Source organism: Arthrobacter sp. N1, from assembly GCF_048288285.1.
Lineage (GTDB): Bacteria > Actinomycetota > Actinomycetes > Actinomycetales > Micrococcaceae > Arthrobacter_D.
In genome coordinates this window covers 1258297-1281617 of record NZ_CP102608.1, presented here as the reverse complement: position 1 = coordinate 1281617, position 23321 = coordinate 1258297, and the positions used below count along the sequence as shown (strand labels likewise).

The window sequence follows — 23321 nt, the reverse complement described above, 5'->3', positions numbered from 1 at the left end:
ACCCTTCATCGCCAGCGGACCGACCGGTTGCAGGCGCCCTGCCAGGGCTCGACTGCCTGCCCGCTTTGGAACCCCAGGAGTGGCGTCCCCGCTGAGTGGATCCTTCCTGACGATCGCCGTCTCGACTGTCCGCTCCGCGGGCCTCCGCATCGTGTCCAGCGGTGTGCTCCTGCTCAGTCATGGCAGCGCGGTCCTCTCATCAGGTGCCGGCGGTGTACCGTCGGCGAATCTCTATTTTGCTGTAGGTCTTGCCTATCTATGGAACCACGAAGCCACGCTTCACCACTCATCGGTTGTTTGCCGTGCGGCTCACTTGCCTCCCTGCCTGCTTGCCAGCCGTGGGTCTTCGCTGCTGGCCGGCCGTTGTGTGCGGGGCGATGCCGGCTGCGGCGGCGTAGCCGGTGCCCGTGGGGCGCTGGCCGGGCTGGTGCCGGGCTGCTGGGTGTTGGGGGTGTGGGGGTGTGGGGTTAATGGGGTGAGGCCCCGCACCTGGTGGTGTGGGGCCTCAGCCTGTGAAGTGTTGTCCGGCGGTGTCCTACTCTCCCACACTCTCTCGGGTGCAGTACCATCGGCGCTGTGGGTCTTAGCTTCCGGGTTCGGAATGGGACCGGGCGTTTCCCCCACGCTATGACCGCCGTAACTTTGTTTACCGTGTCCGTCCAGTGTCCTGCCCGGGGTCCGTGTCACCCCCTTTGGTGCCCGTGAGGGGTGTGGGGTGGTGTGGTCCGGGTGGTGTTGGTGGTGGTAAGTCTGTGGTTACAACTGTGACAACTGTGCTGTATGGAGTTGTGGTGGTGGTTCCTGTTGTTGGTTGGGAACCGCATAGTGGACGCGTAGCATGTTTGATCTTCACTCACCCCCTTGGTCATCCTGTGATCATTGCTGATCACGGGGTGCGGGGTGGGTGTGTGGTGTAAGTTATCGGCTTATTAGTACCGGTCAGCTTCACAGGTCTGTAGTCCCTGCTTCCACATCCGGCCTATCAACCCAGTGGTCTGGCTGGGGGCCTCTCACACTCTAGGTGTATGGAAATCTCATCTTGAAGCAGGCTTCCCGCTTAGATGCTTTCAGCGGTTATCCCATCCGAACGTAGCTAATCAGCGGTGCACTTGGCAGTACAACTGACACACCAGAGGTTCGTCCGTCCCGGTCCTCTCGTACTAAGGACAGCCCTTCTCAAATTTCCTGCGCGCGCGGCTGGATAGGGACCGAACTGTCTCACGACGTTCTAAACCCAGCTCGCGTACCGCTTTAATGGGCGAACAGCCCAACCCTTGGGACCTACTCCAGCCCCAGGATGCGACGAGCCGACATCGAGGTGCCAAACCATGCCGTCGATATGGACTCTTGGGCAAGATCAGCCTGTTATCCCCGAGGTACCTTTTATCCGTTGAGCGACGGCCATTCCACAATGTGCCGCCGGATCACTAGTCCCGACTTTCGTCCCTGCTCGAGATGTCTCTCTCACAGTCAAGCTCCCTTGTGCACTTACACTCGCCACCTGATTGCCAACCAGGCTGAGGGAACCTTTGGGCGCCTCCGTTACTTTTTAGGAGGCAACCGCCCCAGTTAAACTACCCATCAGGCACTGTCCCTGACCCGGATTACGGGCCGAAGTTAGATATCCAGAGTGACCAGAGTGGTATTTCAACGATGACTCCACGTGAACTGGCGTCCACGCTTCACAGTCTCCCACCTATCCTACACAAGCCACACCGAACACCAATACCAAACTATAGTGAAGGTCTCGGGGTCTTTCCGTCCTGCTGCGCGTAACGAGCATCTTTACTCGTACTGCAATTTCGCCGAGTTTATGGTTGAGACAGCGGGGAAGTCGTTACTCCATTCGTGCAGGTCGGAACTTACCCGACAAGGAATTTCGCTACCTTAGGATGGTTATAGTTACCACCGCCGTTTACTGGGGCTTAAATTCCCAGCTTCGTCCCACGCAAGCGTGAAACTAACCGGTCCTCTTAACCTTCCAGCACCGGGCAGGAGTCAGTCCGTATACATCGTCTTGCGACTTCGCACGGACCTGTGTTTTTAGTAAACAGTCGCTTCCCCCTGGTCTCTGCGGCCCTGATCCGCTCCGGTGAGCTAGTCACCATCACAGTTGGGGCCCCCTTCTCCCGAAGTTACGGGGGCATTTTGCCGAGTTCCTTAACCATAATTCTCTCGATCGCCTTAGTATTCTCTACCTGATCACCTGTGTCGGTTTGGGGTACGGGCGGCTAGAACCTCGCGCCGATGCTTTTCTAGGCAAAAAAGATAGGATCACCGAATCCCCCATACGGGGGTCCCATCAGATCTCAAGCACGGTATCTAAACCAGAACCACGGATTTGCCTATGGTTCGCCCTACATCCTTAGACCGGGACTACCATCGCCCGGCTCGGCTACCTTCCTGCGTCACACCTGTTAATACGCTTACCTCCCGAGATCAGGTCCCGCGATCCACAAAAAACCACGTCACCACAAGGGTGGGCGGTCATGCTTCTGGCGGTTAGTATCCCTCGATCAGTATTGGCGGTTCTTCGCCGGTACGGGAATATCAACCCGTTGTCCATCGACTACGCCTGTCGGCCTCGCCTTAGGTCCCGACTTACCCAGGGCAGATTAGCTTGACCCTGGAACCCTTGATCATTCGGCGGACGGGTTTCTCACCCGTCTTTCGCTACTCATGCCTGCATTCTCACTCGTGTAGGCTCCACCGCTGGTTTACACCGCGACTTCACTGCCCACACGACGCTCCCCTACCCATCCACACCCTTGAACCAAGAGAACAAGTCTCCGGCTTGGGATATATGTGAATGCCACAACTTCGGCGGTGTACTTGAGCCCCGCTACATTGTCGGCGCGGAATCACTTGACCAGTGAGCTATTACGCACTCTTTCAAGGGTGGGCGCTTCTAAGCCAACCTCCTGGTTGTCTGGGCAACTCCACATCCTTTCCCACTTAGCACACGCTTAGGGGCCTTAGTTGGTGGTCTGGGCTGTTTCCCTCTCGACTATGAAGCTTATCCCCCACAGTCTCACTGCGCGCTCTCACTTACCGGCATTCGGAGTTTGGCTGACGTCAGTAACCTTGTAGGGCCCATTAGCCATCCAGTAGCTCTACCTCCGATAAGAAACACGCAACAGCGCACCTAAATGCATTTCGGGGAGAACCAGCTATCACGAAGTTTGATTGGCCTTTCACCCCTACCCACAGCTCATCCCCTCCATTTTCAACTGAAGTGGGTTCGGTCCTCCACGACGTCTTACCGTCGCTTCAACCTGGCCATGGGTAGATCACTTCGCTTCGGGTCTAGATCACGCCACTCTGGTCGCCCTATTCAGACTCGCTTTCGCTACGGCTTCCCCACACGGGTTAACCTCGCGACGTAACACTAACTCGCAGGCTCATTCTTCAAAAGGCACGCCGTCACAGAAACAAGTCTGCTCCGACGGTTTGTAGGCACACGGTTTCAGGTACTATTTCACTCCCCTCCCGGGGTACTTTTCACCTTTCCCTCACGGTACTGGTCCGCTATCGGTCATCAGGGAGTATTTAGGCTTACCAGGTGGTCCTGGCAGATTCGCACGGGATTTCTCGGGCCCCGTGCTACTTGGGATCCTCTCCAAACGGCATCACGCATTACGGTTACGGGACTAACACCCTCTCCGGCCGGGCTTTCAAACCCGTTCACCTATACGCATGCACTCATTTCACCAGTCCGGCAGAACTGGAACGGAAAGTCCCACAACCCCAGTGATGCAACGCCCGCCGGCTATCACACACCACTGGTTTAGCCTGTTCCGCGTTCGCTCGCCACTACTAACGGAATCACTATTGTTTTCTCTTCCTGTGGGTACTGAGATGTTTCACTTCCCCACGTTCCCTCCACGTACCCTATGTGTTCAGATACGGGTCACCCGGTCACTCGCGCGCCGGGCGGGGTTTCCCCATTCGGACATCCTGGGATCAAAGTTCGGTTATCAACTCCCCCAGGCTTATCGCAGATTCCCACGTCCTTCTTCGGCTCCTGATGCCAAGGCATCCACCGTGTGCCCTTAAAAACTTGACCACTAAGATCAAAAACATATCGAGAAAACCAGGCCCGAACACACACGCACCCTCCCCCAAAAGGAAAGACCACGCATCCACTCGAAACCAGATTTATCTTAGAAATTGCTTCTTTTTAAGATGCTCGCGTCCACTATGCAGTTCTCAACCAACAACCCCAACACACCCACACCCACCCCAACCAAGGGACAAGCACGGCATGCGCAGGAAAACCAGAAACAACCAAACCCCCACCCGCCGGCACCACACCCCCCACCAGACACACCCCCAGCAACCAGCCACCCACACACACCGAAGCGCATACAGACAACCACCACCAAGGCCACGCCCACCAAAGGACACAACACCACGACAGATAAGAGCCCTGTTATCTCAGGACCCAACAGTGTGCCAAACGATCAACCCGATACCACCCACCAACCTGAGCTTTCCACAACCAGAACACCCACGAACCCCACCCCGAAGCCGAAACCCCAGAACAAGACCATGAACGAACCAATCCGTACTCACCAGCTAAGCAGGCACCACCAGGCACCTATCCGTTGATATTCCACCCATGAGCACCCACCGCGGAACAAACGCCCGCGCTATGGGCTGACTCCTGCGAACACCACCCCCACCACACAGGACGAGGACGGACATTCGAGGCGCTCCTTAGAAAGGAGGTGATCCAGCCGCACCTTCCGGTACGGCTACCTTGTTACGACTTAGTCCCAATCGCCGGTCCCACCTTCGACGGCTCCCTCCCACAAGGGGTTAGGCCACCGGCTTCGGGTGTTACCAACTTTCGTGACTTGACGGGCGGTGTGTACAAGGCCCGGGAACGTATTCACCGCGCGTTGCTGATCTGCGATTACTAGCGACTCCAACTTCATGAGGTCGAGTTGCAGACCTCAATCCGAACTGAGACCGGCTTTTTGGGATTAGCTCCACCTCACAGTATCGCAACCCTTTGTACCGGCCATTGTAGCATGCGTGAAGCCCAAGACATAAGGGGCATGATGATTTGACGTCGTCCCCACCTTCCTCCGAGTTGACCCCGGCAGTCTCCCATGAGTCCCCGGCATAACCCGCTGGCAACATGGAACGAGGGTTGCGCTCGTTGCGGGACTTAACCCAACATCTCACGACACGAGCTGACGACAACCATGCACCACCTGTAAACCGGCCACAAGTGGCTGACACATCTCTGCATCATTCCGGTTCATGTCAAGCCTTGGTAAGGTTCTTCGCGTTGCATCGAATTAATCCGCATGCTCCGCCGCTTGTGCGGGCCCCCGTCAATTCCTTTGAGTTTTAGCCTTGCGGCCGTACTCCCCAGGCGGGGCACTTAATGCGTTAGCTACGGCGCGGAAAACGTGGAATGTCCCCCACACCTAGTGCCCAACGTTTACGGCATGGACTACCAGGGTATCTAATCCTGTTCGCTCCCCATGCTTTCGCTCCTCAGCGTCAGTTACAGCCCAGAGACCTGCCTTCGCCATCGGTGTTCCTCCTGATATCTGCGCATTTCACCGCTACACCAGGAATTCCAGTCTCCCCTACTGCACTCTAGTCTGCCCGTACCCACCGCAGATCCGGAGTTAAGCCCCGGACTTTCACGGCAGACGCGACAAACCGCCTACGAGCTCTTTACGCCCAATAATTCCGGATAACGCTTGCGCCCTACGTATTACCGCGGCTGCTGGCACGTAGTTAGCCGGCGCTTCTTCTGCAGGTACCGTCACCAACCCCGAAAGGCCAGCTTCTTCCCTACTGAAAGAGGTTTACAACCCGAAGGCCTTCATCCCTCACGCGGCGTCGGCGCATCAGGCTTGCGCCCATTGTGCAATATTCCCCACTGCGCGCCTCCCGTAGGAGTCTGGGCCGTGTCTCAGTCCCAGTGTGGCCGGTCACCCTCTCAGGCCGGCTACCCGTCGTCGCCTTGGTAGGCCATTACCCCACCAACAAGCTGATAGGCCGCGAGTCCATCCAAAACCACAAAAGCTTTCCACCAACATGGCATGCGCCAGAAGGTCGTATCCAGTATTAGACCCGGTTTCCCAGGCTTATCCCAGAGTCAAGGGCAGGTTACTCACGTGTTACTCACCCGTTCGCCACTAATCCCCCCACAAGTGAGGTTCATCGTTCGACTTGCATGTGTTAAGCACGCCGCCAGCGTTCATCCTGAGCCAGGATCAAACTCTCCGTAAATGATTCACAGACACAACACGGAACCCCGGGAAAACGAGGAACCACGCTGCACAAAATTCGAAACCAGCCAAAAAAACCAGCCACCACACACGGAATGCGCGACAACCAGCAAATTCAACCAATCAAAAACAATCGGTATCAACAAACTTGGCACACTATTGAGTTCTCAAACAACAGGAGCTACCGGCACCAAACACAACCAAACCGCTGCATTATCGCTCCGAAGCAACTTTTCAAGCTTACCCACACCAACCCGATCCTGCAAATCCATCCCCAGTCCCGCCACCAACCCCCAGAACACTCCAGGAACCAGCACCACAACCAGAACAAACCCACACAACCGGCAACAAACAAGAAGCCCATCCCAACGCCATGCACAGCACACGCCGGAACAACTTCAACTCTGTAAGGGGGGTCGTCACCCACACCGGGGCAACTCCATAACTATACGACCACCCCACCCCCACCACCAAATCCACCCACACCCCAACCCCCAACACCCGGGGACCGATGATCTCGCCTCCGCGAGCCGGCCACGATCGATCGTTGTATGCACGGGTCCGGCAGCCCCTCCAATTCCAACCCCCGCCGCGCTCCGCCGGGGACGCCCCGTTCGAGGTACGCGTCTCCGGTCAGCCCGACGAATGACGACCGTGGGACGACTGGTACCGAATGAGAGGTCGATCGTCAGCGGTGACACGAGCGACTTTCTCTCCTACCTGCCTGCCACGCCGTACCGGCGGACGAGGAATAGCTGACAGCCGAGCTCCAGGACGCTACGACCACGAGCCGGACTCGCCCGCACCCTGTGCTGCCCGAATCAGCAAGCATCCCTGCCGGCAGAGTGCTGCCCTACTCCGGGACGGCGGGTACGCCACAAGTGTTGTCCGAAAGTAGTACCCCACGATGCACGCACAATCTTGATGTCCGACCTCGAGCAGGGCGCTTGGCTTCATCAAGCAGTCGGCGCCTACCCAACAAGGGCACTGCGACCCATCTGGCGCGGACAGCACCCATCTAACTGGGCTGGACCTGCGTCCGGGTCGCTCGCCCGCAGGCGAGTGACAACCAGCGTCGCGATCGATGACCCATCAGAGTCTTCCCATCTCTGCCATATACGGAGACTCCTCCCCCAGGACGCGCCTTCCACAGCTCTAACCAAGGCCCCATCGCCTGACTGTGATGCTCTGGACCAGGGACTGGTGCCATCGCTGTGGCAAACGATCGAGTACGACTGAAATCCAGCCGCTGGCGAAGAGCAGTACCAGCACCGGGGCGTGCTTTCCGGCACCGCGCCCAAATTGAAGGCATACACCACGGGATAGAGGCTGCGCCCCTGAGGAGACAAGTGACGGGAGGACGCTGACAAGGAGAAGAGGATTGGAGAGAAGGTACTGGTCACTGGTCACTGACTACTCAGCTGCACACGGTGTTCCGACCACAATACCGAGCCCTGGCGGGGCTCTGAACTGTGGCTCCTACCGGTGCCAGCCATGACCTTAATTTGGTGTCCCCTCTTGCGAGCCGCCTATGAGACAGAACCCACGCGCACAGTCACACACTGGTGTCGGCTTCGGGGACGAGATTCGGACCGGTGGTCAAGTTGTCGAGCCTTTGGTGGAACCGCGACGTCCTGACCTGGGCCGGCGGTGAGAGCGGCTTCGAATTCATCGCGTGCCGTGCGATCGCCGTGCCCAACGGCTCCTACTCAGCGGCACTCTATCGGTCGAGCAATGGTCACTTGTCCAAGACCACGGCGCCTCATCACGATCACGACACCGCACCTGCCGACGTGGGCCAGATTCACCAGCCGGATCGACACCGATGCCTGCAGGTGCTCCAGGGTCCGCCATCCGGCGCATCTCGACGGCGGCCAAAGAACCCGAGCTCTCATGTTTGGCTCGCAGAGCAACACCGGCCAGCCATCGGTGCCCCCTACTCTGGGCTGCTGAACAGGGTCACGCATGCACGCCGGTAAGTCCCCGTTGCTGCCAAGGTGCTGCGCTGTTGACTGAGTCGCCCGCAGGTCTGACCCGCGAATGACAGGCCGGTGCCGGATGGCCGGCTGTGCTGGCTGAGCTGGCTGAGCTGGCTGAGCTGGCTGTACCGGCTGTACCGGCTGTACCGGCTGTACCGGCTGTACCGGCTCTGGTTCGGTTGACACGCAAGTCCTCGAGCACGGGGCTATGTGTCGCCGGCGCAAGTCGACAGTCCGCCGGCTACTCGCCGGTGTGGCCAGCGGCAGTTCCGGTCAATGTGCTGGGCAATGTCAGGTCGGCGTGGTGGTCACCTGATTGCAGGTGATCGTGCCAACCGGCCGGGCAGCGAGGCTGCCAGCCTCGTCCGCCGACGGTGGGGTCGGCTTCCTGCCAGCCGAGCGATGGTGCGGGCCCGCGGACCAAGTGGTGGGCCTGTCATCCTTGTTGGCACATCGGGCCGGGTCTGTGCCAGCCGTGGGTCTTCGCTGCTGGCCGGCCATTGTGTGCGGGGCGATGCCGGCCGGCCGTGGGCCTTTGGGCCTGGCCGGGTGCCCTCGGGGCACTGGCGTGCTGGCGGGCGGCAGGTCTTCGGGTACGCCCGGGGGTGGCCTGGCCTCGGTGCTACGTGTTCGGGTTCGCTCGGGCTGCTGGCCGGCCGTGGGCCTTCGAACCTGGCCTGGCCTCGGTGCTGAGTGTTCGAATTCGCCCGGGGGTGTTTGCCGTGGGGGTGTGGGGTTAATGGGGTGAGGCCCCGCACCTGGTGGTGTGGGGCCTCAGCCTGTGAAGTGTTGTCCGGCGGTGTCCTACTCTCCCACACTCTCTCGGGTGCAGTACCATCGGCGCTGTGGGTCTTAGCTTCCGGGTTCGGAATGGGACCGGGCGTTTCCCCCACGCTATGACCGCCGTAACTTTGTTTACCGTGTCCGTCCAGTGTCCTGTCCGGGGTCCGTGTCACCCCCTTTGGTGCCCGTGAGGGGTGTGGGGTGGTGTGGTCCGGGTGGTGTTGGTGGTGGTAAGTCTGTGGTTACAACTGTGACAACTGTGCTGTATGGAGTTGTGGTGGTGGTTCCTGTTGTTGGTTGGGAACCGCATAGTGGACGCGTAGCATGTTTGATCTTCACTCACCCCCTTGGTCATCCTGTGATCATTGCTGATCACGGGGTGCGGGGTGGGTGTGTGGTGTAAGTTATCGGCTTATTAGTACCGGTCAGCTTCACAGGTCTGTAGTCCCTGCTTCCACATCCGGCCTATCAACCCAGTGGTCTGGCTGGGGGCCTCTCACACTCTAGGTGTATGGAAATCTCATCTTGAAGCAGGCTTCCCGCTTAGATGCTTTCAGCGGTTATCCCATCCGAACGTAGCTAATCAGCGGTGCACTTGGCAGTACAACTGACACACCAGAGGTTCGTCCGTCCCGGTCCTCTCGTACTAAGGACAGCCCTTCTCAAATTTCCTGCGCGCGCAGCGGATAGGGACCGAACTGTCTCACGACGTTCTAAACCCAGCTCGCGTACCGCTTTAATGGGCGAACAGCCCAACCCTTGGGACCTACTCCAGCCCCAGGATGCGACGAGCCGACATCGAGGTGCCAAACCATGCCGTCGATATGGACTCTTGGGCAAGATCAGCCTGTTATCCCCGAGGTACCTTTTATCCGTTGAGCGACGGCCATTCCACAATGTGCCGCCGGATCACTAGTCCCGACTTTCGTCCCTGCTCGAGATGTCTCTCTCACAGTCAAGCTCCCTTGTGCACTTACACTCGCCACCTGATTGCCAACCAGGCTGAGGGAACCTTTGGGCGCCTCCGTTACTTTTTAGGAGGCAACCGCCCCAGTTAAACTACCCATCAGGCACTGTCCCTGACCCGGATTACGGGCCGAAGTTAGATATCCAGAGTGACCAGAGTGGTATTTCAACGATGACTCCACGTGAACTGGCGTCCACGCTTCACAGTCTCCCACCTATCCTACACAAGCCACACCGAACACCAATACCAAACTATAGTGAAGGTCTCGGGGTCTTTCCGTCCTGCTGCGCGTAACGAGCATCTTTACTCGTACTGCAATTTCGCCGAGTTTATGGTTGAGACAGCGGGGAAGTCGTTACTCCATTCGTGCAGGTCGGAACTTACCCGACAAGGAATTTCGCTACCTTAGGATGGTTATAGTTACCACCGCCGTTTACTGGGGCTTTAAATTCCCAGCTTCGTCCCACGCAAGCGTGAAACTAACCGGTCCTCTTAACCTTCCAGCACCGGGCAGGAGTCAGTCCGTATACATCGTCTTGCGACTTCGCACGGACCTGTGTTTTTAGTAAACAGTCGCTTCCCCCTGGTCTCTGCGGCCCTGATCCGCTCCGGTGAGCTAGTCACCATCACAGTTGGGGCCCCCCTTCTCCCGAAGTTACGGGGGCATTTTGCCGAGTTCCTTAACCATAATTCTCTCGATCGCCTTAGTATTCTCTACCTGATCACCTGTGTCGGTTTGGGGTACGGGCGGCTAGAACCTCGCGCCGATGCTTTTCTAGGCAGCATAGGATCACCGAATTCCCCCATACGGGGGTCCCATCAGATCTCAAGCACGGTATCTAAACCAGAACCACGGATTTGCCTATGGTTCGCCCTACATCCTTAGACCGGGACTACCATCGCCCGGCTCGGCTACCTTCCTGCGTCACACCTGTTAATACGCTTACCTCCCGAGATCAGGTCCCGCGATCCACAAAAAACCACGTCACCACAAGGGTGGGCGGTCATGCTTCTGGCGGTTAGTATCCCTCGATCAGTATTGGCGGTTCTTCGCCGGTACGGGAATATCAACCCGTTGTCCATCGACTACGCCTGTCGGCCTCGCCTTAGGTCCCGACTTACCCAGGGCAGATTAGCTTGACCCTGGAACCCTTGATCATTCGGCGGACGGGTTTCTCACCCGTCTTTCGCTACTCATGCCTGCATTCTCACTCGTGTAGGCTCCACCGCTGGTTTACACCGCGACTTCACTGCCCACACGACGCTCCCCTACCCATCCACACCCTTGAACCAAGAGAACAAGTCTCCGGCTTGGGATATATGTGAATGCCACAACTTCGGCGGTGTACTTGAGCCCCGCTACATTGTCGGCGCGGAATCACTTGACCAGTGAGCTATTACGCACTCTTTCAAGGGTGGCTGCTTCTAAGCCAACCTCCTGGTTGTCTGGGCAACTCCACATCCTTTCCCACTTAGCACACGCTTAGGGGCCTTAGTTGGTGGTCTGGGCTGTTTCCCTCTCGACTATGAAGCTTATCCCCCACAGTCTCACTGCTGCGCTCTCACTTACCGGCATTCGGAGTTTGGCTGACGTCAGTAACCTTGTAGGGCCCATTAGCCATCCAGTAGCTCTACCTCCGATAAGAAACACGCAACGCTGCACCTAAATGCATTTCGGGGAGAACCAGCTATCACGAAGTTTGATTGGCCTTTCACCCCTACCCACAGCTCATCCCCTCCATTTTCAACTGAAGTGGGTTCGGTCCTCCACGACGTCTTACCGTCGCTTCAACCTGGCCATGGGTAGATCACTTCGCTTCGGGTCTAGATCACGCCACTCTGGTCGCCCTATTCAGACTCGCTTTCGCTACGGCTTCCCCACACGGGTTAACCTCGCGACGTAACACTAACTCGCAGGCTCATTCTTCAAAAGGCACGCCGTCACAGAAACAAGTCTGCTCCGACGGTTTGTAGGCACACGGTTTCAGGTACTATTTCACTCCCCTCCCGGGGTACTTTTCACCTTTCCCTCACGGTACTGGTCCGCTATCGGTCATCAGGGAGTATTTAGGCTTACCAGGTGGTCCTGGCAGATTCGCACGGGATTTCTCGGGCCCCGTGCTACTTGGGATCCTCTCCAAACGGCATCACGCATTACGGTTACGGGACTAACACCCTCTCCGGCCGGGCTTTCAAACCCGTTCACCTATACGCATGCACTCATTTCACCAGTCCGGCAGAACTGGAACGGAAAGTCCCACAACCCCAGTGATGCAACGCCCGCCGGCTATCACACACCACTGGTTTAGCCTGTTCCGCGTTCGCTCGCCACTACTAACGGAATCACTATTGTTTTCTCTTCCTGTGGGTACTGAGATGTTTCACTTCCCCACGTTCCCTCCACGTACCCTATGTGTTCAGATACGGGTCACCCGGTCACTCGCGCGCCGGGCGGGGTTCCCCATTCGGACATCCTGGGATCAAAGTTCGGTTATCAACTCCCCCAGGCTTATCGCAGATTCCCACGTCCTTCTTCGGCTCCTGATGCCAAGGCATCCACCGTGTGCCCTTTAAAAACTTGACCACTAAGATCAAAAACATATCGAGAAAACCAGGCCCGAACACACACGCACCCTCCCCCAAAAGGAAAGACCACGCATCCACTCGAAACCAGATTTATCTTAGAAATTGCTTCTTTTAAGATGCTCGCGTCCACTATGCAGTTCTCAACCAACAACCCCAACACACCCACACCCACCCCAACCAAGGGACAAGCACGGCATGCGCAGGAAAACCAGAAACAACCAAACCCCCACCCGCCGGCACCACACCCCCCACCAGACACACCCCCAGCAACCAGCCACCCACACACACCGAAGCGCATACAGACAACCACCACCAAGGCCACGCCCACCAAAGGACACAACACCACGACAGATAAGAGCCCTGTTATCTCAGGACCCAACAGTGTGCCAAACGATCAACCCGATACCACCCACCAACCTGAGCTTTCCACAACCAGAACACCCACGAACCCCACCCCGAAGCCGAAACCCCAGAACAAGACCATGAACGAACCAATCCGTACTCACCAGCTAAGCAGGCACCACCAGGCACCTATCCGTTGATATTCCACCCATGAGCACCCACCGCGGAACAAACGCCCGCGCTATGGGCTGACTCCTGCGAACACCACCCCCACCACACAGGACGAGGACGGACATTCGAGGCGCTCCTTAGAAAGGAGGTGATCCAGCCGCACCTTCCGGTACGGCTACCTTGTTACGACTTAGTCCCAATCGCCGGTCCCACCTTCGACGGCTCCCTCCCACAAGGGGTTAGGCCACCGGCTTCGGGTGTTACCAACTTTCGTGACTTGACGGGCGGTGTGTACAAGGCCCGGGAACGTATTCACCGCGACGTTGCTGATCTGCGATTACTAGCGACTCCAACTTCATGAGGTCGAGTTGCAGACCTCAATCCGAACTGAGACCGGCTTTTTGGGATTAGCTCCACCTCACAGTATCGCAACCCTTTGTACCGGCCATTGTAGCATGCGTGAAGCCCAAGACATAAGGGGCATGATGATTTGACGTCGTCCCCACCTTCCTCCGAGTTGACCCCGGCAGTCTCCCATGAGTCCCCGGCATAACCCGCTGGCAACATGGAACGAGGGTTGCGCTCGTTGCGGGACTTAACCCAACATCTCACGACACGAGCTGACGACAACCATGCACCACCTGTAAACCGGCCACAAGTGGCTGACACATCTCTGCATCATTCCGGTTCATGTCAAGCCTTGGTAAGGTTCTTCGCGTTGCATCGAATTAATCCGCATGCTCCGCCGCTTGTGCGGGCCCCCGTCAATTCCTTTGAGTTTTAGCCTTGCGGCCGTACTCCCCAGGCGGGGCACTTAATGCGTTAGCTACGGCGCGGAAAACGTGGAATGTCCCCCACACCTAGTGCCCAACGTTTACGGCATGGACTACCAGGGTATCTAATCCTGTTCGCTCCCCATGCTTTCGCTCCTCAGCGTCAGTTACAGCCCAGAGACCTGCCTTCGCCATCGGTGTTCCTCCTGATATCTGCGCATTTCACCGCTACACCAGGAATTCCAGTCTCCCCTACTGCACTCTAGTCTGCCCGTACCCACCGCAGATCCGGAGTTAAGCCCCGGACTTTCACGGCAGACGCGACAAACCGCCTACGAGCTCTTTACGCCCAATAATTCCGGATAACGCTTGCGCCCTACGTATTACCGCGGCTGCTGGCACGTAGTTAGCCGGCGCTTCTTCTGCAGGTACCGTCACCAACCCCGAAAGGCCAGCTTCTTCCCTACTGAAAGAGGTTTACAACCCGAAGGCCTTCATCCCTCACGCGGCGTCGCTGCATCAGGCTTGCGCCCATTGTGCAATATTCCCCACTGCTGCCTCCCGTAGGAGTCTGGGCCGTGTCTCAGTCCCAGTGTGGCCGGTCACCCTCTCAGGCCGGCTACCCGTCGTCGCCTTGGTAGGCCATTACCCCACCAACAAGCTGATAGGCCGCGAGTCCATCCAAAACCACAAAAGCTTTCCACCAACATGGCATGCGCCAGAAGGTCGTATCCAGTATTAGACCCGGTTTCCCAGGCTTATCCCAGAGTCAAGGGCAGGTTACTCACGTGTTACTCACCCGTTCGCCACTAATCCCCCCACAAGTGAGGTTCATCGTTCGACTTGCATGTGTTAAGCACGCCGCCAGCGTTCATCCTGAGCCAGGATCAAACTCTCCGTAAATGATTCACAGACACAACACGGAACCCCGGGAAAACGAGGAACCACGCTGCACAAAATTCGAAACCAGCCAAAAAAACCAGCCACCACACACGGAATGCGCGACAACCAGCAAATTCAACCAATCAAAAAACAATCGGTATCAACAAACTTGGCACACTATTGAGTTCTCAAACAACAGGAGCTACCGGCACCAAACACAACCAAACCGCTGCATTATCGCTCCGAAGCAACTTTTCAAGCTTACCCACACCAACCCGATCCTGCAAATCCATCCCCAGTCCCGCCACCAACCCCCAGAACACTCCAGGAACCAGCACCACAACCAGAACAAACCCACACAACCGACAACAAACAAGAAGCCCATCCCAACGCCATGCACAGCACACGCCGGAACAACTTCAACTCTGTAAGGGGGGTCGTCACCCACACCGGGGCAACTCCATAACTATACGACCACCCCACCCCCACCACCAAATCCACCCACACCCCCAAACCCCAGGCCCCGAAACAACCACCCGGTGCAGGGCAACCGGGCCGACCCTGTGCGGACTGCTTCAGCAGACCGCACAGTCCCACCGGAGCACGTGCTGGTTGGCGCGGAGCCGGCTCGTCCTCGCCCGCATCGGCCCACGCAGAGCCACGTCAGGCGGGCACAGACCTGAGCAGTCTCGGTCGGGATACGTGGGCAGGGAGCTGACTCGCATCGGCCCGCGCAGTGCCACGTCGGGCGGGCACGGATCTGGGCAGTCTCGGTCGGGATAGGTGAGCAGGGAGCTGACTCGCCGCAGCTCGCGCCGGCCCGCCGGTGCCGAAGCACGCAAGCACGCAAGCACCGAGCCACCTCGTCGGAGCCGGTATCTACTCTGCAAGGGGAGGTGGGCATCGAGCTGGGTCGCCGGAGCAGGGTCGCGAAAGCGCCCTGCTGCAACGACGGGCAGTACGGCCCACACAGCGCAGCCATGACAAGCACGACGAACCCGGCAAGCCCAGCAAGCCCGACGAACGGACGAACCCGACGAACCCGACGAACCAGACGAACCCGACGAACCCGACGAACCCGACGAACCCGACGAACCCGACGAACCAGACGAACCCGACGAACCAGATGAGTCCGACGAACCAGACGAGCCCGACCTACCCGACCTACCCGACGACACGACGGCGGACAGTGCGAGGACAAGCTGGGCGTCACGGACGAAGAAGGCCGGCACCCTCCCCACGGGGAGGTGCCGGCCCTACTCGTCGCCGCCGGCCGGTGCCACGTGCGGCGGGTCCGGCCGGACGCGACCAGATCATCCTGACCGGTGGGGCGTCAGCCCGCGTCGACCATCGCCAGGTTGCGCTTGCCCCGGCGCAGGAGCAGGTAGCGCCCGTGGAGTAGGTACTCCTCCCCCACCACATGATCCACATCCGAGATCTTCTGGTTGTTGACGTACGCGCCGCCCTCCGCGACCGTGCGGCGCGCAGCGGAATTGCTGGCCGACAGCCCGGAGGCGACGAGGAGTTCGATGATGCCGAGGCCGTCGCGTCCGACCGTGACCGACTCGAGCTCGGCTGTCGCGGCCTGCAGGGTGGGGAGGTCGAGCGACGCGAGGTCGCCCTGACCGAACAGGGCTGCCGAGGCCGCGATGACCTTGTCGGTGGCCTCGACGCCGTGCACCAGCGACGTGACATCGTAGGCCAGCGCCCGCTGCGCCTCCCGGGCATGCGGCCGCTCCGCCGTCGCGCGCTCCAGCTCCTCGATCTCGGCACGCGAGCGGAACGTGAAGATCCTGATCCGCTCCGCGACATCGGCGTCGGAGGTGTTCAGCCAGAACTGGAACATGGCGTACGGGCTGGTCATCGTGGGATCCAGCCAGATGGCGTTCCCCTCGCTCTTCCCGAACTTGGTGCCGTCCGAGTTCGTGATCAGTGGCGTGCCGATCGCATGCACGCCTCTCCCCTCGACCTTGCGGACCAGCTCGGTGCCGCTCGTCAGATTGCCCCACTGGTCCGATCCACCCGTCTGCAGCACGCAGTCGTAGTCGCGGAAGAGCTGGAGGTAGTCCATGCCCTGCAGGATCTGGTAGCTGAACTCGCTGTAGCTGATGCCCTCGTCGGAGTTCAGTCGCTTGGCGACCGTCTCCTTCTTGATCATGGTGCCGACGCGGAAGTACTTCCCGACGTCGCGGAGGAAATCGATGACGGACATCGGCCCGGTCCAGTCGAGGTTGTTGACCATCCGCGCGGCGTTGTCACCCTCGAAGTCGAGGAAGCGCTGCACCTGCCCCTGAAGGTAGCCGACCCACTCGGAGACGGTCTCCTTGGTGTTCATCGTCCGTTCCGCCGTCGGCCGGGGGTCACCGACGAGGCCCGTGGATCCCCCGACCAGGCCCAGGGGACGGTGCCCCGCCAGCTGCAGACGGCGCATCGTGAGCAACTGGACGAGATTGCCCAGGTGCAGGCTGGGCGCCGTGGGATCGAACCCGCAGTAGAACGTGATGGGCGGACCGGCCAGCAACTCCCTCAGTTCGCCTTCGTCCGTGGAGACATGGATCAGGCCCCGCCAGACGAGCTCGTCGTACACGCCGTCGAAGGACGGATCGTTGCGCTGGCCTGCGAGGCCACTGACCGGGGGATCTGTTTGCTGGGACACCCCACCAAATTATCAGTCGGCCATACCAGCGGGAATTCGGCCGGAGGAGATGACGCGCAGGCGCTGCGTGGGCCTCGTCATCGCGACGTACAGGTCCCCCACCCTCGCGCCGGCGGAGTCGAGCATCTCCTGCGGCTCGAGGATGACCACGCCGTCGAACTCCAGGCCCTTCGATTCGCGGGGACTGATGACCACGATGTCCTGGCCGGGCCCACCCGCGCCGGTCCCCACCCGATCCGCGTAGCCGGGAGCGAGCGCAGCGCGGACGCCGGGTACCAGGGCCTCGGGGGCGATGACCGCCAGGAGGCCGCCGTCGATCGCCGCGAGCTCCTCGGGCATGGCCCGCACCAGTGCGGGCAGCACCTCGGGAACCGTGTCGAGCACCGGGGGGAACCTGCCCTCACGCACGGCCTTCGGCGCCGAGACCACCAGTCCGGCGGCGTTGGCCATCCGCACGGCGGCTTCGGCGATCTGGGAGGGGGTCCGGTAGTTGACCGTGAGCTCCTCCAGCTGCCACCGCTCCCCGACGAACGGTTCGAGCGCCTGCTGCCAGGAACGCGAACCGGCGGCGGAGCTGGTCTGGGCGATGTCACCGACGATCGTGAAGGACTTCAGCGGGCATCGGCGCATGAGCAGGCGCCACTGCATCGGGGACAGCTCCTGTGCCTCGTCGACGACGATGTGCCCGTACGCCCAGGTGCGGTCGGTGGAGGCGCGATCCGCGGCGGACAGGCGCGTCGCGGACACCGCGTTGTGCTGCGCGAGGTCCTCCGCCGTCAGGACCCCGTCCACGCCGGAGTCCTCGAGGGAGGCGTTGACGTTCTCGAGGGCACGCTCGGCGTTGGCGAGGTCGCGCTTCTGCTCCTGCTCCCGGGCGGCGGTGTCGCGGCCGGCGGAGGCATCGAGATCCCCCAGCAGTTCGGCGGCCTCGTCGAGCAGCGGGACGTCTGCCTCGGTCCAGGGAGCATCGACGGGCCTCGCCAGGGCGGCCCGCTCGGCGTCGGTCAACCCTGGCGCCGCGGCGCGCAGCAGTTCCGGCCGCGCGAAGAGTTCCGACACGAGCTTCTGCGGCGTGAGCGGCATCCACGCGAGGTTCAGGGCGATCCGGACATCCCTGGAACTGCGGACATCCTCCGCGAGGTAGGAGCGGTCCGCGTTGTTGCCGCCGCCCGAGGACTCCTCGAGCTTGTCCAGCAGCTGCTCGGTGAGCTCCCGGAGCAGGATCTTCACGAAGGTCACGCGGGCCTCGTTGTGCGGCTTCCCGGTCGCACGGGCACGCTCACGCGCACGGCCCACCTGCCGGGGGGTGAGGGTCAGCATGGTCCCCTCGACGTTGAGGCGCTTGTTCTCGGCGGGCACCCGCTCGCGGTTCGCGACGGCGCTGCGGATCACCGCGGCCATGTCGAGGCGGCCCTTGATGGCTGCTGCCTCCTCGCTCGTCTCCTGGACGGTGTGGACACCCGGCATGAGGGTGCCGATGCCGGCCATCACGACCCCGGTCTCACCGAGGGACGGAAGGACCCGCTCGATGTACTTCATGAAGGCGTCGGTGGGTCCGACCAGCAGGACGCCGGCGGACTTCAGCCGCTCGCGGTGCGTGTAGAGGAGATAGGCGGCACGGTGGAGCGCGACGGCGGTCTTGCCGGTACCAGGCCCGCCCTGCACCACGGTCACGCCCGGCAGGGGGGCGCGGATGATGCGGTCCTGCTCCGCCTGGATGGTGCCCACGATGTCCGACATCTGGCCTGTGCGGCGGGAATTCAGGGCGGCGAGCAGGGCTCCCTCCCCCTGCAGCGAGTCGTCGTCGCCGAGGAGGTCCGCATCCAGGACGTCGTCCTCGATCGCGACGACGTCGCGCCGCGAGAGGATGAGGTGCCGACGACGCCGGACGCCCATCCGCTCGAAGGCCGTGGCCTGGTAGAACGTCCCCGCTTCGGGTGCACGCCAGTCGACCATGAGCTGCCGGAGGTCGTCGTCGGACAGGCCGATGCGGCCGATGTAGCGCTTGTCCCCGCTGTCGAGGTCCAGGCGGCCGAACACGAGGCGGTCGTCGACGGCGTTCAGCTGGGCGAGACGGTCCTCGTACATGGTGGCGAAGGCGTCTCGCTCCGAGCGGTTCTGGTGGGAGCCGGCCGCCTGGGTGCGCCGCACGTCGGCGAGCTGCTGGGCCTTCTCCGCCCGGAGATGATCGAGCCGGCGGTACAGGCCATCGACGTAGTCGCGCTCCGCGTCGAGTTCGACTCTCACCTGGGGCGTCTCGGGCATCGGGAACTTCCTTCCATCACACAGGCGGACCGTCAAGTCTAGCGCGGGGCGGGCGCCACGATCTCCAGTGCGTGAACGGTCCGTCCGGCGAGCTTCTCGCGCCCGCCGAGGCCGCCGAGTTCGAGGACCACTCCGCAGCCGACGACGGTTGCTCCCGCCTTGTCGAGCAACGTGCACGCCGCGACGAGCGTTCCGCCCGTGGCGAGGACGTCGTCGAGCACGAGCACGCGGGACCCTGCAGGAAGATCCGATTGGTGGATCTCCAACGCTGCCTGGCCGTATTCGAGGTCGTAGGACTCCCGGTGCACCGCTCGCGGCAGCTTGCCCGCCTTCCGGATGGTGACGACGCCGGTCCCCGTCGCGTACCCGACGGCGGCCGCCAGCAGGAAACCGCGCGCCTCGACCCCGGCGACGGCGTCGAAGGTCCCGGCGAAGGACGCGGCGATCGCATCGACGACTTCGCGGAAGCCCGCCGCGTCCGCGAACACGGGAGTGAGGTCGCGGAACAGGATGCCCGGAGACGGGAAGTCGGGGACGACGACGGTGAGGCGGTCGATGGCCGCCACCGCACGGTCCAGGAGGTGCGTGCTGCCGGGGTCCGCTGCCGGTCCGGGTGCACTGGTTCCGCCGGTCCCGGCTCCGCTGATCGTCACGGATCAACCTTACGGGCTGCGCGCGGCTTGCCCGGGCGGTACCGGGAGACCGTCGGCTCGTCCGGCAGCCAGAATCGCCAGGGATACTCCTCGGTCCCCGCGACGCCGCTGACACCGACGCGTGGGCCGCGCTCGAACCTGTCCGCACGCTCCTGCGACAGGTCCAGGCTGAACGGCTCCGCGAGCGCGTCGGCGCCGTCGAACCGGCGGTCCAGTCCCAGGGCCTGGGCGAGGCGTGCCGGCCCGCGTGCGAGGTCGAGATCCGACGCGGGGCGGGATCGCCGTTCGCGGGCGAGGTCGATACCCTCCTCGATCTCGCCCCCGCGCAGCAGGAGTCCGGTGGCCCAGCCCTCCGTGCCGCACACGATGTTGGCGCAGTAGTGCATTCCGTAGGTGAAGTACACGTAGAGGTGGCCGGCAGGTCCGAACATGGTCGCGTTCCGGGCGGTCATCCCGCGGAAGGCATGCGAACCGGGATCGGCGTCCCCCAGGTACGCCTCCACCTCGGTGATCCGGACGGTGACGGCGCCCTCCTCCGACTGGTGGGTGAGGCGGGAGCCCAGGAGCCTGGGTGCGACGTCCAGCGCACTGCGGGCAAGTTCCGCCCGCGTCGCCGGGCCGGTGCCGCTCTCCTCGATCACGCATCGACCGTAGCAAAGTCCCCGCATCCCGAACGCCGCCGCCATGTCCGAATCCCGCTAGTTCCTGACCGTGACGACTGTCAGGATGGCGGGTATGGACTTCTGGCAGCAGTACCGGGCGATCGATGCCCGCGATGCGCGCTTCGACGGGCAGTTCGTCACTGCTGTCTCGAGCACGGGCATCTACTGCCGTCCGTCCTGTCCCGCCCGGACGCCGAAGCCCGCGAACGTGACGTTCTACCGCACCTCGGCGGCTGCCCACGACGCCGGGTACCGCGCCTGCAAGCGATGCCTCCCCGAAGCGGTTCCCGGCGATCCGGGATGGAACCTGCGGAATGACGCAGCGGCCCGTGCCATGCGCCTGATCATGGACGGGGAAGTGGACCGCACCGGCGTATCCGGCCTGGCGGCCCACCTCGGCTACTCCACACGGCATCTCAACCGGATCCTGACGGCGGAGCTCGGGGCCGGAGCCCTCGCCCTCGCCCGGGCACACCGCGCCCAGACAGCCCGAACGCTCCTCACCTCGTCCGCGCTCCGTTTCGCCGACGTCGCCTTCGCCTCCGGTTTCGGCAGCATCCGCCAGTTCAACGACACCGTGCAGCAGGTCTTCGACCTCACCCCCCGGCAACTCCGCGACGCCGCGCGTGGACTCCCGGTCGAGGTGCCGCCTCCACACGGGCCGGGCCGGGGTCCGGTCCGGCTGTCCCTCGCACTGCCGGTCCGCCTGCCGTACGACGACGGCATCTTCCGCTTCCTCGCCGCGCGGGCCGTGGTCGGCGTCGAGCTCGGGACGGGATCCACCTACGAGCGGCTCCTGAGGCTCCCCACCGGACCGGCCTGGTTCCGTGCCGCACGGGTCGAGTGCCGCACGGACGGCCGGGCCCTGCTCCCCGTGACGGTCTCGGTGACCGGTCTCGGTGACCTTCCCGCCCTCCTGGCGCGCATCCGGCGGCTCTTCGACCTCGACGCCGATCCTGTGGCGATCGACACGGCGCTGGCAGGGAGCCGATCCTTCGCTTCCCTCGCCGCAGCGGCGCCGGGACTGCGCCTGCCCGGCTCCCTGGCTCCCCACGAGACGCTGGTCCGGGCGATCGCGGGTCAGCAGGTCACGGTCGCTGCAGCGACGACGGCCCTGGGGCGCCTCGCTGAGGCGGGTCGGCCCGTGCACGCGCCGGGAACGACCCTGACACGGTACTTCCCCTCCGCCCAGGACCTTGCGGACCGCCCCGGACCCCTGCTGCGGGGACCACGCCGCCGGAACGACGCCCTGCGTGCCGCGGTCGTGAAGCTCGCGACAGGAGCACTGTCCTTCGGCGTGGGCTCCGATCCGGCAGACCTCCGCAGGGACCTCCTGGCACTCGACGGCGTGGGGCCCTGGACGGCGGACTATGTCGGGATGCGCGTGCTGGGCGACCCGGACGTCCATCTGCACGACGACGCCGCCTTCCGCACGGGCTGGTCGCGGGTCCTCGCGTCGCACGCGACATCCGCGGGATCGGACACGCACCTCGAGGAGGCGATGCTGGGGATCAGGCCCTGGCGTTCCTACGCGACGCTCCACCTCTGGCGTGTCGCTGCCGAACCTCGTGGCCGGGCAGCGGCGGCGCCCCGCACCTCGTCAGCTGCACCACGTACCCTGTTGGCACCCACCGAACGGACGATCTCCCCATGAGCACCCTCTCCCCTGCAGCACCCACCGCGACGGGCACAACCCCCACTCCGACGCCGACGTCCGGCATCCTCCGGCTGCAGGGAACGACGACGACCACCATCGACACCCCCGACGGCGCCTTCACCGTCATCGAGGCCGAGGGCGCGGTGCTCTCCTCGGGGTGGACGGACACCGCGGAGGACCTCGTGGGCCAGATCCATCCCACGATCAGGGCCACCGCCTTCGATCCGGCCGCCTCGGCGCCGGCCCCGATCCTCGAGGCGGTGGCACGGTACTACGACGGCGACTTCGCAGCGATCACCTCCGTGCGGGTGCGTCAGGCCTCCGGTCCGTTCCGCGTGCACGCCTGGGACGTGCTGCGGACGGTGGAACCGGGCGCGCCCGTGACCTATCTGCAGTACGCCGAGCGCGCCGGCAACGTGGCAGCCATCCGCGCCGCCGCGGGCGCCTGCGCGAAGAACGCGGCGGCCCTCTTCGTCCCCTGCCACCGCGTCATCCGGACGGATGGCACCCTCGGTGGATTCCGGTGGGGCCTCGCCGTGAAGCAGCGGCTGCTCGACCGCGAGGCGGGACGGCTTCCGCTCCCCTGATCACCGCCACGCCGCGAATGCTCCGGCGAGCCGGTGTGCCCGGCGGACCTCGCCGCGCGGGGGCACCGGCGCGTGGGCTACGGCGTCGGGCCGTGGGCCCG

At 62.1% G+C, this 23321-nt stretch carries 7 protein-coding genes and 6 rRNA genes; 2 read left to right on the top strand and 11 right to left on the bottom strand.

Features of this window, described 5'->3' with window-relative positions:
* Positions 1-522: 522 nt before the first annotated feature.
* The 11 genes from rrf (NVV32_RS05775) to NVV32_RS05725 form a co-directional block, all read right to left on the bottom strand.
* Positions 523-639, bottom strand: a 5S ribosomal RNA gene (gene rrf, locus NVV32_RS05775).
* A 269-nt stretch (positions 640-908) separates the two neighbouring features.
* Positions 909-4066, bottom strand: a 23S ribosomal RNA gene (locus tag NVV32_RS05770).
* Between the two features lie 657 nt (positions 4067-4723).
* A 16S ribosomal RNA gene (locus NVV32_RS05765) occupies positions 4724-6258 on the bottom strand.
* Together the 16S, 23S and 5S rRNA genes form the textbook arrangement of a ribosomal RNA operon.
* Before the next feature lie 1958 nt (positions 6259-8216).
* The gene (locus tag NVV32_RS05760) at positions 8217-8438 is read right to left on the bottom strand and encodes a thiocillin family RiPP (RefSeq protein WP_422391669.1); all 222 of its coding nucleotides are present in this window, start codon (positions 8436-8438) and stop codon (positions 8217-8219) included.
* A gap of 589 nt (positions 8439-9027) precedes the next feature.
* Positions 9028-9144, bottom strand: a 5S ribosomal RNA gene (gene rrf, locus NVV32_RS05755).
* A 269-nt stretch (positions 9145-9413) separates the two neighbouring features.
* Positions 9414-12570 (bottom strand): 23S ribosomal RNA (locus NVV32_RS05750).
* Between the two features lie 656 nt (positions 12571-13226).
* Positions 13227-14761, bottom strand: a 16S ribosomal RNA gene (locus NVV32_RS05745).
* A 1312-nt stretch (positions 14762-16073) separates the two neighbouring features.
* Complete coding sequence (tyrS, locus tag NVV32_RS05740) at positions 16074-17396, bottom strand: tyrosine--tRNA ligase (RefSeq protein WP_422391668.1); 1323 nt, start codon at positions 17394-17396, stop codon at positions 16074-16076.
* 12 nt (positions 17397-17408) lie between these two features.
* Complete coding sequence (locus NVV32_RS05735; RefSeq protein ID WP_422391667.1) at positions 17409-19661, bottom strand: HelD family protein; 2253 nt, start codon at positions 19659-19661, stop codon at positions 17409-17411.
* Positions 19662-19699: 38 nt separating this feature from the next.
* Complete coding sequence (locus NVV32_RS05730; RefSeq protein WP_422392011.1) at positions 19700-20239, bottom strand: adenine phosphoribosyltransferase; 540 nt, start codon at positions 20237-20239, stop codon at positions 19700-19702.
* A gap of 71 nt (positions 20240-20310) precedes the next feature.
* Positions 20311-20952 (bottom strand): DNA-3-methyladenine glycosylase, encoded by a 642-nt coding sequence (locus NVV32_RS05725; RefSeq protein ID WP_422392010.1) that lies wholly within the window; start codon positions 20950-20952, stop codon positions 20311-20313.
* Between the two features lie 97 nt (positions 20953-21049).
* Between NVV32_RS05725 and NVV32_RS05720 the strand changes: the two genes are divergently transcribed.
* Both NVV32_RS05720 and NVV32_RS05715 read left to right on the top strand, forming a co-directional pair.
* Positions 21050-22630 carry an Ada metal-binding domain-containing protein gene (locus tag NVV32_RS05720; protein WP_422392009.1) on the top strand — a complete coding sequence of 527 codons (1581 nt, stop codon included), beginning with the start codon at positions 21050-21052 and terminating at the stop codon, positions 22628-22630.
* Positions 22627-23220: a methylated-DNA--[protein]-cysteine S-methyltransferase gene (locus NVV32_RS05715; protein ID WP_422391666.1), complete on the top strand. Its 594-nt coding sequence runs from the start codon at positions 22627-22629 to the stop codon at positions 23218-23220. The genes NVV32_RS05720 and NVV32_RS05715 overlap by 4 nt, the downstream gene beginning before the upstream one ends.
* Positions 23221-23321: the final 101 nt, after the last annotated feature.